Below are 14,816 nucleotides of genomic sequence, written 5' to 3' on the forward strand. Positions count from 1 at the left end.
CAATGAAAAAATTAGTAATCGCAGCAGGAACAGGTTTTTTAGGTCAAGTTATAGTAAATCATTTTAAAGATAAATTTGAAGAAATTGTAATTCTTACAAGAGAAAAATCTGAAATAAAAAGCAATATCAAATATGTAAATTGGAATGCAAAAACGCTTTCTGGTTGGGAAAACGAGCTAGAGAATGCTGATATTTTAATTAATCTTGCTGGAAAATCTGTTGATTGTAGATATACTGATAAAAACATGAAAGAAATTTTATCATCAAGAATTGATAGTACTTCTATTTTAAATAAAGCTGTTTTACAATGTAAAAATCCTACAAAGCATTGGTTAAATTCATCCACTTCTACCATTTACAGAAATTCTGAAGACAAACAAATGACCGAAGAAAATGGAGAAATTGGAAATGATTTCTCTATGAATGTAGCTAAATCTTGGGAAAAGGCTTTTTTTAAAATTGAAACTCCAAAAACACTAAAAACAGCTTTAAGAACTTCAATAGTTTTAGGAAAAAATGGTGGTGCTTTTATTCCGTTAAAAAGATTAACACAGTTTGGATTAGGTGGAAAACAAGGAAATGGAAATCAATTTATTAGTTGGATTCATGAAAAAGATTTCGCTAGAGCAATTGAATTTATTATTGAAAAAGAAATGATTGGAGTTGTAAACGTTGTTTCTCCAAAGCCTATTCAAAATAAATATTTCATGAGTGAATTAAGAAAAGTATTAAAAATCCCAATCGGAATTCCAACACCAAAAGCAATTTTAAAAATTGGAGCAAAAATTATTGGAACTGAACCAGAATTAGTCTTAAAAAGCAGAAATGTTATTCCGAAAAGATTACAAGAAATTGGTTTTGAATTTAAATTTGATACTTTATATAAAACCTTTAAAAACCTTTCATCATGAACCTCACATAATTGGTTACGCTATCTATTTACCAATTGCTAATGTATTAACAACATATGTTGCAAAAACTTTATTCAAAAACAGCTTAATAACATGACAAATATTTTTAAAGTAAAAGAGGAAATTGCTAAAACCACAAACAAATTATTTGAGACTGGTTTCTATTTATTAAACTTAGGATTTGCATTAATGATTTTAGAACTTTACCTCTACAAAGACAGCTATCAAGAATTAATTGAAAAACTAAGTTATAAAATTGGAGGTTTTGAAATCTACTTAGGCATCATGCTTTTAGTTAACTTATATTTTTTTTTAGAGGAAAAAGAAAAGCAAGAGAGAATAATCAAGATGGTCAAAATGTAATTAATAATAATTTAATGGGAAACCTATAAGATTCTGTTAAAATCATATAATTTACTAAAGACTTAAGTAACATAGTTTTGTTGAAATTAATTATTAAAATAGAAATTATGAATCTTAAAAGAATCTTTGGAACAATACTTACTTCTCTTGGAATAGGTGGTTTAATTTACACTGCTGTTTTATTTTCAAACACGTCAGGAAGTAATCAAGATATTAGATCACTAATTATTTTTGGTGTTTTAGGTTTGATTTTCTTCTTAACAGGAATAAGTTTAGTTAGAACAACAAAAGACGAATCATAAACATTTATGAAATTATAAATTGTTTTCGATTAGTTTAAAAATTAAAAACAATGACAACAATAAACCTCATCACAAAAATAAATGCACCAAAGAAAATTGTTTTTGATTTATCAAGAAATATCGATGTGCATCAAAATTCTGCCAGCAAAACAAATGAAAAAGCTATTGCAGGAATTACTTTTGGTTTAATCAACTTAAATGAAACCGTAACTTGGAAAGGCAAACATTTTGGAATTTACTTAACGCACACAAGTAAAATAACCGAAATGAAACTATATGATTATTTTGTTGATGAAATGGTAAATGGCAATTTCAAATCTTTTAAACATGAACATTCTTTCAAAGAAAAAAATGGCAAAACAGTGATGATTGATAATCTAATGTATGAAACTCCTTTTGGAATATTTGGAAAGTTTTTTGATAAATTAATCCTAAAAAATCACATGACTAAATTTTTGACTACAAGAAATGCAGTTTTAAAGAAATTAGCCGAAAATCAACAATAACAACAACCAAACTATAGGCAAACTTTCTACCCAAAATGAAGTGAAATATTTATTCCGTTTTGAATTAGAGTAATAAGTATAAAGTAGTAATATTAGTGCAACTAAAAAAGTAATTACTAATTGTTGAAACGTAATATTTGGCTTAAAAAAGTCTAACCCTAAAAAGACTAAAGTTAATAAATAGCTTAATCTTTTGGTTTGCTTCAAGCCTAATTTTTGAGGAATAGTATGAAGTTTTAAATCGTCATACTGCAAGTCAATTATTTCAAAAATTAACATCAAAACAAAAACCAAAAAAAAGCGTTGAATACATTTCAAGAAAACGATTATTGAAAAGTCTACCTCTGCATTTATAACTGGCAAGAGAACGGTTACTCCAACCCAAGCAATAGCTACCAAATAAATTTTTAAACCACTCCAATTTCGCATGTTAGTTCTATGTGGAAAAAAAGGTAATGTATATAAAATTGTAAGTAATAATGCTCCAAATCCAATTAGTTTAGTTTTTGCATTTAATTCCAAAAAATAATAAAAAGTAGCAAATGCCGATATAACACTTAAAACAATAATGGCCTTAAAAGTTTTAGTCAATTTAATTTTTTTAACTCTTGCTAATTCATCATACTTGATAAAATTATACCCTACAATGGTTCCAAAAAAACCAAAATAGGCTACAGACTCATCATAAGAAATGTTTAACTTAAAAAAAGTTATTCGAATCAAAGCATAAACGGCCAAAGCAACATGAAGACTACTTTGAATGTAAAAATCAAATATGTATTTTAGAATTCGCATTCAACAAAAATAATCAAAGTGTTAATAAGAATGGCTTTTAGTTGATAAAAAGACAAAAAATTGACTCAAATTAAGGAAAAATTAGAAGTATAATAATTACTTTTGCACTTTAATCTGAATTTGTTTTGGATTTTAAAAAAAACAACACAATTACACACTTTATCTTTACATAAATGAAAACAGACTCATTTGCATTAAGACACTTAGGACCAAGAGAAAACGATTTACCAAAAATGTTGGAAACCATTGGTGTTGAAACATTAGACCAATTAATTTTCGAAACTATTCCAGCTGATATTCGTTTGAAAAAACCATTGGAATTAGAACATATAATGACGGAATACGAATATGCAAATCACATTCGTTTATTAGGTCGCACAAACAAAGTTTTTAAATCTTATATAGGATTAGGTTATCATCCTACAGTAGTTCCTCCTGCAATTCAAAGAAATATTTTTGAAAACCCAGGATGGTACACCGCATATACACCTTATCAAGCAGAAATTGCACAAGGTCGTTTAGAAGCAATTCTTAATTTTCAAACTACAGTCATTGAATTAACTGGAATGGAAATTGCAAACGCCTCTTTATTAGACGAAAGTACAGCAGCTGCTGAAGCAATGGCCTTATTGTTTGATGTTCGTTCAAGAGACCAAAAGAAAAATAATGTTTGTAAATTCTTTGTTTCAGAAGAAATCTTACCTCAAACTTTATCGGTTTTGCAAACACGTTCTGCTCCAATTGGGGTTGAATTAGTAATTGGAAATCACCAAGAATTTGATTTTTCTAGTGACTTTTATGGAGCTATTCTGCAATATCCAGGAAAATATGGTCAAGTATACGATTATGCTGATTTTATCAAAAAAGCAAATGAAAACGAAATAAAAGTTGCTGTTGCTGCAGATATTTTATCGTTAGTAAAATTAACTCCTCCAGGAGAAATGGGTGCAGATGTAGTAGTAGGAACGACTCAGCGTTTTGGTATCCCAATGGGTTATGGTGGACCACATGCTGCTTATTTTGCAACCAAAGAAGAATACAAGCGTTCAATGCCAGGAAGAATTATCGGAGTTTCGCAAGATGCAGATGGAAATCGTGCCTTACGTATGGCCTTACAAACGCGTGAACAACATATTAAACGTGAAAAAGCAACTTCAAACATCTGTACAGCTCAAGTTTTATTGTCTGTAATGGCTGGAATGTTTGCTGTTTATCACGGGCCAAAAGGATTAAATTATATTGCTGAGAAAGTTCATGGAATGGCTTCTACGCTAGCTGATGCTTTAAATAAATTAGGAGTTTACCAAACAAATACTTCTTTTTTCGATACAATTGTTGTAAAAGCTGACGCCAAAAAAGTAAGAGCTATTGCTGAAAAAAATGAAGTAAATTTCTTCTATGTTGATGATGAAACGATTTCAATTTCTTTAAATGAAACAGTTTTATTTAATGATATTAATGAAATAATTGCCGTTTTCGCTGAGGCATTAGGAAAAGAAGCTTTTGAAATTTCTGAATATGTTTTAGAAAAAAATTACCCAACGCAATTAAGCAGAAAATCAGCCTTTTTAACGCACGAAGTATTCAATAAATACCACTCAGAAACAAGTTTGATGCGTTATATCAAAAAATTAGAGCGTAAAGATTTGTCTTTAACGCATTCAATGATTGCTTTAGGCTCTTGTACCATGAAATTAAATGCAGCAGCCGAAATGTTACCATTAAGCATGCCTTATTGGAATACAATTCACCCTTTTGCTCCATTAAATCAAGTACAAGGTTACACTAAAATGCTTAAAAAATTAGAGCATCAATTGAATGTTATTACAGGTTTTGCTGGAACTACATTACAACCAAATTCTGGTGCTCAAGGTGAATATGCTGGTTTAATGACTATTCGTGCTTATCATCATTCGAGAGGTGACGAAAAAAGAACAATTTGCTTAATTCCTGCATCAGCACACGGAACAAATCCTGCATCAGCTGCAATGGCTGGCATGACAATTATCGTAACCAAAACTATGGAAAACGGTAATATTGACGTAGAAGATGTTAGAGAAAAAGCAATTCAATATAAAGATGAATTATCATGCTTAATGGTAACTTATCCTTCAACCCATGGTGTTTTTGAAAGTGCTATTAGAGAAATTACTCAAATTATTCATGAAAATGGTGGTTTAGTGTATATGGATGGCGCAAATATGAATGCTCAAGTTGGATTAACAAATCCTGCTACAATAGGCGCTGATGTTTGTCACTTAAACTTACATAAAACATTCGCTATACCTCACGGTGGTGGTGGACCAGGTGTTGGACCAATTTGTGTTAACGACAAGTTAGTCCCATTTTTACCAAGTAACCCATTAGTTCAGGTTGGTGGAGAAAAAGCTATTACTGCAATTTCTGGAGCACCTTATGGTTCGGCTTTAGTATGTCTAATTTCTTATGGTTATATCTGTATGTTAGGTGCAGAAGGAATTACAAATGCTACAAAATATGCCATTCTAAATGCAAACTACATGAAAGCGCGTTTAGAAGAGCATTATCCCGTTTTATATGTTGGAGAAAAAGGTAGAGCAGCTCATGAAATGATTTTAGATTGTAGAGGATTTAAAGAAAAAGGAATAGAAGTTTCTGATATTGCAAAACGATTGATGGATTATGGTTATCATGCTCCGACAGTTTCTTTCCCAGTTGCAGGAACATTAATGATCGAACCAACTGAATCAGAAGATGTAGCCGAATTAGATAGATTCTGTGATGCTATGATTTCAATTCGTAAAGAAATAGAAGAAGCATCTGCAGATGAACCTAATAATGTATTGAAAAATGCTCCACACACATTACATATGCTTACGGCTGACACGTGGGTTTTACCTTATACAAGAGAAAAAGCAGCTTATCCATTAGAATATGTTATTGAAAATAAATTCTGGCCTAGCGTTCGTCGTGTTGATGAAACTTATGGTGACAGAAATTTAGTTTGTAGTTGTGCTCCTATTGAAGCTTACATGTAATAATTAGATAGTAGGTTAAGAACTAAGATATAAAAGGTTTCAAATTTATTTTTGAAACCTTTTATTTTATGACAAATGTCAGATAAAAGAATTTCAATAGTAGTAACTTTGTTAAAATTTTCGAAAGATGAAAGATATTGAAAATAGAGAAGACATACTTTTAATAATGAAAGCGTTTTATGATAGGCTTTTAGCAGATAAAAGCATTAGTTTTTATTTCTCTAAAATCACAAACACAGACCAACATTTAGAACATCACTTTGAAATACTTGCAACTTTTTGGGAACAATCCTTATTTATGAAAGGTGGATATAGTAACAACATGTTTCAAATTCATAAAGATCTACACGAGAAACATTCTTTTAAAAAAGAACATTTTGATGCTTGGCTTAACCATCTTAGCGAAACAATAGATTGCCGTTTTAAAGGTAAACATGCAGAAGAAATGAAAACGAATGCATTAAGCATGGCAACCATAATGCAAATAAAATTTCAGTAAAATAAGTATTTATTACATTATTAATAGTAATATCTTTGTTATCTTAATTATTCCATAATAATATGCATGCATAGTACTTTTTAGCATGTCATTAAATTATTTATTATTAATTTAGCAAATTAAAACCTCTACAATGCAAATTAAAATCACAGGTTCAGGAAGTTACATTCCTTCTTTAACAATAACAAATGGAGATTTTGCAAACCATACGTTTTTAAATGAAGATGGTTCCAAGTTAAATCAACCAAATGATGTAATAGCTCAGAAGTTTACTGAGATTACTGGAATTGCAGAAAGAAGGTATGTTGACGACAATCAAACTACTTCACAAATTGCTACGATTGCTGCACAAAAAGCAATCGAAGATGCAAAAATTGACCCAGAAACTTTAGACTACATAATTTTTGCTCATAATTTTGGTGATGTAAAAAAAGGTACTATTCAAGGTGATATGTTACCAAGTTTAGCGGCTAAAGTCAAATATAATTTAAGAATAAAAAACCCAAAATGTGTAGCTTACGACATGCTCTTTGGTTGCCCTGGTTGGGTAGAAAGTGTAATTCAAGCACAAGCTTTTATAAAAGCAGGAATGGCAAAAAAATGTTTAGTAATTGGTGCCGAAACTTTGTCTAGAGTAGTTGATCCACATGATAGAGATTCTATGATTTATTCTGATGGTGCGGGTGCTACAATTATTGAAGCTACGGATGAGTCTGGTGGAATATTAGCAAATATTAGTGCATCACATACGTACGACGAAGCTAATTATTTGTTTTTTGGAAACTCTTACAACAAAGATAACGACCCAGACGTTCGTTATATAAAAATGTATGGCCGAAAAATTTATGAATTTGCTTTAGTAAATGTTCCAAAAGCCATGAAAGAATGTTTAGAACTTGCTAATATTGATATCGATCAGGTTAAAAAAATATTAATTCACCAAGCTAATGAAAAAATGGATGAAGCAATCGTTCAACGTTTTTATAAACTTTACGAAAAGCCTTATCCTGAAGGAATTATGCCAATGAGCATTCATAAATTAGGAAATAGTAGTGTCGCAACTGTACCAACACTTTATGATTTAATTATGAAAGGTGAAATTGAAAATCAATCTTTAAACAAAGGTGATGTTATCCTTTTTGCTTCTGTTGGTGCTGGCATGAACATTAATGCTATTGCTTATCAGATGTAAATTTTTCAATTTTTTTGTTTGTTGTTTACTGTTTATAGTTAATTTTGTCACTATACAATAACCTTTTATAATGTACGAAAAAACATATCCAAGCAAACGATTTAATATTACATTAGATTTTCTAAAGAAACATATTGCTACAAATGAGTTAATTTTAGATTTAGGAGTTCCAAATCCTTTTTCTAAAATCATGCTTGAAAATGATTATTCAGTAAAAAACACCAAAGGAGAAGATTTAGATAACGATCAATCAACATTACAAAATGATGAATATTCGGTTGTGACTGCTTTTGAGATTTTTGAACATTTATTAAATCCTTATACGATTTTAGAGAATGTTAAATGTGATAAAATTTTAATTTCAATTCCAATGCGTTTGTGGTTTTCTTCGGCTTACAGAAGCAAAACAGATAAATGGGATAGACATTACCACGAATTTGAAGATTGGCAATTGGATTGGTTGTTAGAAAAAACTGGTTTCAAAATCGTAGATAGTGTAAAATTCACGCACTCAGTTAAAAAAATTGGTTTTAGACCTTTGTTGCGATATTTTACAAATCGTTATTATTTGGTTTACGCAGTAAAAAATCCCAAATAAAAAATCCCAAATTCCAAAAAAAATCCATTCAATTGGAATTTGGAATTTTAAAAATTGGAATTTCATTTATGAATTACTACATTATCATTCCGGCTTACAACGAAGAACAATTTATTGAATTAACACTTCATTCAATTGTGAATCAAACTATTTTACCTAAAAAATTAGTTATAGTTGATGATAATTCGACTGATAAAACTTTTGAAATTGCTGAGAAATACGCTGAGAAATTCTCTTTTATTTCTGCAGTCAAAAACAACTCTGAAGCCATTCATTTACCTGGAAGCAAAGTCATCAAAGCATTTAATAAAGGATTATCGCAATTAGACGATGATTATGACGTGATTGTAAAACTAGATTCAGACTTAATTTTGCCTTTAAATTATTTTGAAACTATATTAAATCATTTTAATTCTGATAATAAAATTGGAATGGTTGGTGGTTTTGCATACATTGAAAAAGATGGAAATTGGATTTTAGAAAGTTTGACCGACAAAGATCATATTCGTGGTGCTTTTAAAGCATATAGAAAAGAAACTTTTATACAAATTGGTGGCTTAAAAACAGCAATGGGTTGGGACACCGTTGATGAGTTATTATGCAAATTTTACAATTGGAAAGTTGTTACTGATGAATCTTTAGAAGTAAAACATTTAAAACCAACTGGTGCCAATTACGATAAAGCTGCTCGTTATAAACAAGGCGAAGCTTTTTATAGTTTAGGGTATGGTTTTTTAATTACTGCTATAGCTTCCTTAAAATTGGCTTTAAGAAAGAAAAAACCACTTCTGTTTATAGATTACATAAAAGGTTTTTGGAAAGCAAAATCGTCTGGAAAAGAATTATTTGTGACTCAAGAACAAGCTAAATTCATTAAAAAGTATCGTTGGAAAAAAATGAAGGAAAAATTGATTTAATGTACAATAAAATATATGAAATCATTTTTTATTAATTTATTTTTATTCCTAACTTTTATAAACGTTTCTGCTCAAACTAAAAAATCAATAGTTTGTTCCGAAGACAACAAAACTATATCAGATGCTCTTTTGATTATAGGTAATACCCCAAAATACATTACAGACAGCATTGGCAGTGTTTACATTAATAGTGTCGATTTTGATAAAGAAATAACCATAAGACACTTAAATTTTGAAACAAAATCATTTGTAAATTGGAACAATCAAGACACTTTATTTCTTCTGGGAAAAAAATATAATTTAGACGAAATTGAATTAGTTGCTAAAAAAAAGAAGATTAAAACAAAGCAAATTTTTCCAACTAAAAACTTTAGAAATGTTTCATTTGAAAATTGGGGAAAATCTAGTGGTATTTCTTAAAACATTGAAATTGCAGTTTTCTTTCCAAATAAAAATAATATCCAAACAAAAATTATAAAAAAGGTTTTAATTCCTACAAATGATTATAAAGTAATTGAAAATTTAGTTTCAATGAACACATCTAAAAGGAAAAATGCAAAATATAGTCCTTTCAAAATAAATCTATATACAGTTGACAGTATAATAGGGATTCCAAAAGATAAGATATTTGAAGAAAGCTTTATCATCAAGTGTGAACTAAATGAAGAATTTGCTATTCTAGAATTTGATAAAGATGAAGAATTTAAATTTCCAAAAGAAGGTGTTTTTATAGTTATAAAAAACCTAACTAAGGAAGAATATAAAGAACTTGGTTATGATTTTGTACCAGGAATAAAGCAAATAGGGGTTTCAAAAAATAATAAGTTTTTGCCTTATTTTAGATATTTACATCAAGGAGAGAATGCCTTATGGAGAAAGCAAGATTACATAATTGACAGAAACAACACCTATTATATTGGTATTGAAGTTGAGGAACAATAAATTTTTTAATATTAGTTTACGAAACAAAAACCACTTCTGTTTATAGATTACTTAAAAGGTTTTTGGAAAGCAAAATCGTCTGGAAAAGAATTATTTGTGACTAAAGAACAAGCTAAATTCATTAGAAAGTATCGTTGGAAAAAAATGAAGGGAAAGTTGATTTAAATCTGTTTATTTACATTTCTTAACCTATAAATAATTTTTATAATTGTCATTAAATGTTTTATTTAATCATTTTTTTAACATTTATTATTGCTTTTTATTAGTGTTGTTTTAATTTCTTTGAAAAACAAAACTATTCACAATGAAAAAAATCGCTTTACTTGGAATACTGTTCCTATTTACAATTCAGACAAATGCTCAAGATTATGTAGATATTGTAAAATTTAGTTTAAACAATTCAACTCTTGAAAACGGAACAAATTCAGAAACTAATGTAAAAAATTTAAATTTTGAACTTTATTACCCAAGCGTAATAAATGACAAATTAGTACTTCTAACTGGTTTTACAGCAGAAAACACAAACCTTAGCTTCTCTCCTTTGTCTAATAATAGCAATTTGACCATGGCTCGCTTGAATTTGGGAGTAAAATACCAACATTCTGAAAAATGGTCGGGAACTTATGTTTTGCTTCCAAAAATTACTTCTGATTTTAATAATCTTGGATCAAACGACTATCAATTTGGTGGTATTGCTATTATAGATTATCAAGCTAAAGAAAATTTAAAGTATAAATTTGGTCTATATAGTTCTACAGAAAATTTCGGAACTACTTTAACACCAATTATAGGTTTATGGCACAGATCTCAAAACAAAAAACTATACATAAACGCTACATTACCCATTAGAATGGATATTAATTATGCGCTTGGTTCTAAATTCAGTGTGGGTTCTGACTTGTTAACATCTATTAAATCTTATAACATATCCGCTTCAAATTCGAATTTATACATACAGGAAGAATCTATTCGTTTTGGACTTTATGCCTCTTATGGCCTAATGAATAATGCTCTTTTATTGAGAGCCAAGGTAGGTTACGACACTACTGACTATGGTTTATATAATCAAAATGATACTGTAGGCCTTCAAGTTCTAACTTTACAAGTTTCTGGTGATAAGAGAAACCGATTAAACACTGAGTTTGTTGCTGCGCCATATATAGGTGGAGATATTATTTACAGATTTGATTTAAATAAAATGAAATAAAAAATATTATTTACTCCTTAAACACTTTAGGAACTTTGATGGACTTAAAGTGTTTTTTGTATAATAGAAAATTTTAACCTTACCGAGATATGCGTTAGTGATGGGAACGGCATCCTTTTGTGTAATGCAATGAAGCAAAAGATATAGTGGACAGCACGACCTGAAAGGGAACGCCCAAAAAAATCATAAGACATAACACAAAACTCATAACTTCTTAGTATTTTTGATGATATTTTAAAACTATGATGTTAATTAGATACCTAACTCAAATAGGTCGTTACTTTATAATGTTGAAAGAGGTTTTCAAGCAACCTACCAAATGGAAAGTCATGCGACAACTTATTTTTAAGGAAATTGATGACTTAATCATTGATTCTTTGGGTATTGTTGCTTTTATTTCATTTTTCGTTGGTGGTGTTGTAGCGATTCAAACAGCTTTGAATTTAACAAATCCTTTAATTCCAAAATATTTAATTGGTTTTGCTACCAGACAATCTGTGATTCTTGAGTTTGCTCCAACCTTTATTTCGATAATTATGGCTGGAAAAATGGGTTCTTTTATAACATCGAGTATAGGAACTATGCGTGTTACCGAACAGATTGATGCTCTTGAAGTGATGGGTGTCAACTCTCTTAATTATTTAGTCTTTCCTAAACTTATTGCCTTATTTTTATATCCATTTTTAATCGGAATCAGTATGTTTTTAGGTGTACTTGGAGGCTGGATGGCTGGTGTTTATGGCGGATTTACTTCTAGCGCAGAATTTATACAGGGTATTCAAACGGATTTTATTCCTTTTCATATAACTTATGCTTTTATTAAAACATCTGTTTTCGCTTTTATTTTAGCTACAATTCCTTCTTTTCATGGTTTTTATATGAAAGGTGGTGCTTTAGAAGTTGGTAAAGCTAGTACAGTGTCATTTGTTTGGACTTCTGTTGTAATTATTTTAATAAACTACGTATTAACACAACTCCTTTTAAGCTCATGATAGAAGTAAAAAATATAGAAAAGACATTTGGTGATCAAAAAATTTTAAAAGGAATTTCAACCAATTTCGAAGCTGGAAAAACAAACTTAATTATTGGACAAAGCGGTTCTGGAAAAACGGTTTTTCTAAAATCATTATTAGGCATTCATACACCAGAAACAGGAACAATTTCGTTTGATGGTAGAATTTATTCTGAACTTTCTAATGATGAAAAAAGAGCTTTGCGAACAGAAATCGGAATGGTTTTTCAAGGAAGTGCTTTATTTGATAGCATGACCGTTGAAGAGAACATTGGTTTTCCGTTAAAAATGTTTACTAATAAAACAGCCCAAGAGATAAAAGAACGCGTTGATTTTGTAATAGCCAGGGTGAACCTGATAGATGCTAACGACAAAAAACCTTCAGAAATTTCAGGTGGTATGCAAAAACGTGTTGCCATTGCAAGAGCAATTGTAAATAAACCCAAATATCTTTTTTGTGACGAACCTAATTCGGGTTTAGATCCAAAAACAGCAATTGTTATTGATAATCTTATTAAAGAAATCACCGAAGAATACAACATTACAACTGTTATCAATACACATGATATGAATTCTGTAATGGAAATTGGAGAGAAAATTGTCTTCTTAAAAAACGGTCTAGTCGCTTGGGAAGGTTCTAATAAAGAAATTTTCAAAACAGATAATGAAGCCGTTACCGATTTTGTATATTCCTCAGAGTTATTCAAAAAAGTTAGAAAAATGTACTTAGAAGAAGACGCAAATTAATACGTTACATATACCCAACCCGTTTTATTTTCTCCATCATGAAATTCTAGCACATAATAATATGTAGATGCAGGTAATTTATTGTTGCTATTTGTTTGTCCTTTCCATTCATTACTATAATTTTCTTTATCATAAACCAATCGACCATATCTGTTATAAACGTATATTTTCTTTACATTGTACCCTGATAAATCGAAACTATCATTGTAACCGTCTCCATCTGGTGAAAATGCATTTGGCATAAAACAATTTGTGTTTTCAACCAATGCCGCAGCATTTGATTTACATCCTAAAGCATCAGTTACCTCAACATTATATAATCCAATTTCTAAACTAGGCACAATAATATTTTGGCTATTACTTACAAAGTTATTTGGACCAGTCCAAGAGAACAACGCATTAGGTAAGCTGTTTGAATTTGTAATATTAATTTCATAACTGTTTCCATTACAACCTTGCTCTAATAGTACATCAAAAGAATTTATTTTTTCAATTATTTCTATATCACTTATTCCTTCACAACCATTATCATTAATTAAAACACTATAGTTTCCAATTTGGTTTATTATTAATGAAGAGCTTGTTTGAGTTGAGAGTAAAATTCCATTATAAAACCACTTAATTGAAACCAAAGTTACATCGAAATTAGCTGGATTTATGGTTAACGTTTCATTTTGTCCTAAACAAATTGAAGTAATTCCATCAATTGTGAAATCTGGGATCGGATTGCTATTTATTATAATTTGCTCCGTTATCGAATTACAACCATCAACAGTAACAAAGGCAAAATATGTTCCGTTATTACTACTATTAAAACCTTGAATTAATGGATTTTGGTCTGTTGAAGTAAATCCGTTTGGTCCTGTCCAAAAATAAGTAGCGTTTGCAATTGTATTTGATCCTAAAAGAACATCATCTCCTTCACAAATAGGACTCGGAGCTGTTAATGTTGGAGAAACAGGTAAATCTTTAATAGTTATTGTTATTGTTGATGAATCTGATAAAGCACAAAATCCAGTTACTGTATAATTGAAAGTGTGATTCCCTACAGAATAATCATTTGGGTTTATGGTTGTATTTACTATTATATTATTATAGAAATCTGTCCAAACACCACCAATATCATGAGGATTACTTAAAAACGAATTTAAACTTATAGTAGTGTTTTCTTTACATAATGAAGGGTTCGAATCGTTTCCGGCATTTGGATTAAATCCATCTGGACTTATGGTATATGGAATTATTTGATTTATACAGCTATTAGCATTTGTAGTTGATAATTGAACAGCATATGTTCCTGTATTATTTATACTGTTAAAAGGTGTAAAAAGCAATGTGTTGGTTGTACTTAATATTACCGTTGGGTTTTGAGTATTATACCATTGGTATGTCACGAAGGGAAAATCTTGAATTTCTAATTGCCCATTTTGACCATTGCATAAATTAGAAGCTACAATTTCTGGTTCTGGTAATAATGTTACATCAAATACTCTGTTAACAAAATTACCACAAACATCTTCTACTTTAAAATTGTAAATAGCTGGTGCTAATCCTGAAAAGGTATTTGAAGTAGTATTATTTATCACAAAAGGCAACCCGTTTTTTTGAGTAATACTATATTGTAAGGGTGCTAATCCTTCAGCAATTACAATTACTTCTTGCGTATTATTTGCACAAGGAAAAGCATAAGCATCAATGATTTTTGGACCACCTTCAAATTCAAATTCATCTAGTACCAAAATACATCTACTTATATTAGTTGTACCATTAGAATAAGTGTAAAAGACGTTTAAAATTCTAAATAAGCC

The 14,816-nt window shown here is 29.8% G+C and carries 16 protein-coding genes and 1 pseudogene; 15 read left to right on the forward strand and 2 right to left on the reverse strand.

Annotated elements, in window-relative coordinates:
* The first annotated feature begins 2 nt into the window (after positions 1-2).
* From AACZ53_RS00940 to AACZ53_RS00955, 4 genes are all read left to right on the forward strand, one after another.
* Complete coding sequence (locus AACZ53_RS00940) at positions 3-911, forward strand: TIGR01777 family oxidoreductase (protein ID WP_339833648.1); 909 nt, start codon at positions 3-5, stop codon at positions 909-911.
* 93 nt (positions 912-1,004) lie between these two features.
* A complete protein-coding gene (locus tag AACZ53_RS00945) occupies positions 1,005-1,274 on the forward strand; it encodes a hypothetical protein (protein ID WP_339833651.1) in 270 nt (89 codons plus the stop codon).
* Between the two features lie 107 nt (positions 1,275-1,381).
* On the forward strand, positions 1,382-1,576 hold the full coding sequence (locus AACZ53_RS00950; protein WP_026717819.1) for a hypothetical protein: 195 nt from the start codon (positions 1,382-1,384) through the stop codon (positions 1,574-1,576).
* Positions 1,577-1,626: 50 nt separating this feature from the next.
* Positions 1,627-2,082 carry an SRPBCC family protein gene (locus tag AACZ53_RS00955; protein ID WP_339833654.1) on the forward strand — a complete coding sequence of 152 codons (456 nt, stop codon included), beginning with the start codon at positions 1,627-1,629 and terminating at the stop codon, positions 2,080-2,082.
* Here the strand turns inward: AACZ53_RS00955 and AACZ53_RS00960 are convergent.
* The gene (locus AACZ53_RS00960; protein WP_339833657.1) at positions 2,062-2,877 is read right to left on the reverse strand and encodes a hypothetical protein; all 816 of its coding nucleotides are present in this window, start codon (positions 2,875-2,877) and stop codon (positions 2,062-2,064) included. The genes AACZ53_RS00955 and AACZ53_RS00960 overlap by 21 nt on opposite strands.
* 173 nt (positions 2,878-3,050) lie before the next feature.
* Between AACZ53_RS00960 and gcvP the strand changes: the two genes are divergently transcribed.
* The 11 genes and pseudogenes from gcvP to AACZ53_RS01015 all read left to right on the forward strand — a co-directional run bounded on the left by gcvP (position 3,051) and on the right by AACZ53_RS01015 (position 13,008).
* Positions 3,051-5,894, forward strand: coding sequence for an aminomethyl-transferring glycine dehydrogenase (gene gcvP / locus AACZ53_RS00965; RefSeq protein ID WP_339833660.1), 2,844 nt, complete (start codon positions 3,051-3,053; stop codon positions 5,892-5,894).
* A gap of 127 nt (positions 5,895-6,021) precedes the next feature.
* Positions 6,022-6,393: a group III truncated hemoglobin gene (locus AACZ53_RS00970; RefSeq protein ID WP_339833663.1), complete on the forward strand. Its 372-nt coding sequence runs from the start codon at positions 6,022-6,024 to the stop codon at positions 6,391-6,393.
* A 133-nt stretch (positions 6,394-6,526) separates the two neighbouring features.
* Positions 6,527-7,585 carry a ketoacyl-ACP synthase III gene (locus AACZ53_RS00975; RefSeq protein ID WP_339833665.1) on the forward strand — a complete coding sequence of 353 codons (1,059 nt, stop codon included), beginning with the start codon at positions 6,527-6,529 and terminating at the stop codon, positions 7,583-7,585.
* Positions 7,586-7,655: 70 nt separating this feature from the next.
* Positions 7,656-8,183, forward strand: coding sequence for a methyltransferase (locus AACZ53_RS00980; protein ID WP_339833667.1), 528 nt, complete (start codon positions 7,656-7,658; stop codon positions 8,181-8,183).
* Between the two features lie 68 nt (positions 8,184-8,251).
* Positions 8,252-9,100, forward strand: a complete 849-nt coding sequence (locus tag AACZ53_RS00985) for a glycosyltransferase family 2 protein (protein ID WP_339833682.1) — start codon at positions 8,252-8,254, stop codon at positions 9,098-9,100.
* 15 nt (positions 9,101-9,115) lie between these two features.
* Complete coding sequence (locus AACZ53_RS00990; protein WP_339833670.1) at positions 9,116-9,520, forward strand: hypothetical protein; 405 nt, start codon at positions 9,116-9,118, stop codon at positions 9,518-9,520.
* Positions 9,521-9,631: 111 nt separating this feature from the next.
* The gene (locus tag AACZ53_RS00995; protein WP_339833672.1) at positions 9,632-10,042 is read left to right on the forward strand and encodes a hypothetical protein; all 411 of its coding nucleotides are present in this window, start codon (positions 9,632-9,634) and stop codon (positions 10,040-10,042) included.
* A 21-nt stretch (positions 10,043-10,063) separates the two neighbouring features.
* Positions 10,064-10,207: pseudogene (locus AACZ53_RS01000) on the forward strand (glycosyltransferase family 2 protein); the annotation flags it as partial.
* A 139-nt stretch (positions 10,208-10,346) separates the two neighbouring features.
* Complete coding sequence (locus AACZ53_RS01005) at positions 10,347-11,249, forward strand: DUF6268 family outer membrane beta-barrel protein (protein ID WP_339833674.1); 903 nt, start codon at positions 10,347-10,349, stop codon at positions 11,247-11,249.
* Between the two features lie 245 nt (positions 11,250-11,494).
* Positions 11,495-12,241, forward strand: coding sequence for an ABC transporter permease (locus AACZ53_RS01010; protein ID WP_339833686.1), 747 nt, complete (start codon positions 11,495-11,497; stop codon positions 12,239-12,241).
* The gene (locus AACZ53_RS01015; protein ID WP_339833677.1) at positions 12,238-13,008 is read left to right on the forward strand and encodes an ATP-binding cassette domain-containing protein; all 771 of its coding nucleotides are present in this window, start codon (positions 12,238-12,240) and stop codon (positions 13,006-13,008) included. Before AACZ53_RS01010 ends, AACZ53_RS01015 begins: the two co-directional genes overlap by 4 nt.
* Here AACZ53_RS01015 and AACZ53_RS01020 read toward each other — a convergent pair.
* Positions 13,005-14,816: gliding motility-associated C-terminal domain-containing protein (locus tag AACZ53_RS01020; protein ID WP_339833679.1), on the reverse strand; the 1,812-nt coding region annotated here is incomplete at its 5' end. The genes AACZ53_RS01015 and AACZ53_RS01020 overlap by 4 nt on opposite strands.

The organism is uncultured Flavobacterium sp., assembly GCF_963975005.1.
GTDB lineage: Bacteria > Bacteroidota > Bacteroidia > Flavobacteriales > Flavobacteriaceae > Flavobacterium.

Coding starts and splice junctions, on each gene's coding strand:
- AACZ53_RS00940 (WP_339833648.1), top strand. CDS start 3: ATGAAAAAATTAGTAATCGCAGCAGGAACAGGTTTTTTAGGTCAAGTT.
- AACZ53_RS00945 (WP_339833651.1), top strand. CDS start 1,005: ATGACAAATATTTTTAAAGTAAAAGAGGAAATTGCTAAAACCACAAAC.
- AACZ53_RS00950 (WP_026717819.1), top strand. CDS start 1,382: ATGAATCTTAAAAGAATCTTTGGAACAATACTTACTTCTCTTGGAATA.
- AACZ53_RS00955 (WP_339833654.1), top strand. CDS start 1,627: ATGACAACAATAAACCTCATCACAAAAATAAATGCACCAAAGAAAATT.
- AACZ53_RS00960 (WP_339833657.1), bottom strand. CDS start 2,877: ATGCGAATTCTAAAATACATATTTGATTTTTACATTCAAAGTAGTCTT.
- gcvP (WP_339833660.1), top strand. CDS start 3,051: ATGAAAACAGACTCATTTGCATTAAGACACTTAGGACCAAGAGAAAAC.
- AACZ53_RS00970 (WP_339833663.1), top strand. CDS start 6,022: ATGAAAGATATTGAAAATAGAGAAGACATACTTTTAATAATGAAAGCG.
- AACZ53_RS00975 (WP_339833665.1), top strand. CDS start 6,527: ATGCAAATTAAAATCACAGGTTCAGGAAGTTACATTCCTTCTTTAACA.
- AACZ53_RS00980 (WP_339833667.1), top strand. CDS start 7,656: ATGTACGAAAAAACATATCCAAGCAAACGATTTAATATTACATTAGAT.
- AACZ53_RS00985 (WP_339833682.1), top strand. CDS start 8,252: ATGAATTACTACATTATCATTCCGGCTTACAACGAAGAACAATTTATT.
- AACZ53_RS00990 (WP_339833670.1), top strand. CDS start 9,116: ATGAAATCATTTTTTATTAATTTATTTTTATTCCTAACTTTTATAAAC.
- AACZ53_RS00995 (WP_339833672.1), top strand. CDS start 9,632: ATGAACACATCTAAAAGGAAAAATGCAAAATATAGTCCTTTCAAAATA.
- AACZ53_RS01005 (WP_339833674.1), top strand. CDS start 10,347: ATGAAAAAAATCGCTTTACTTGGAATACTGTTCCTATTTACAATTCAG.
- AACZ53_RS01010 (WP_339833686.1), top strand. CDS start 11,495: ATGTTAATTAGATACCTAACTCAAATAGGTCGTTACTTTATAATGTTG.
- AACZ53_RS01015 (WP_339833677.1), top strand. CDS start 12,238: ATGATAGAAGTAAAAAATATAGAAAAGACATTTGGTGATCAAAAAATT.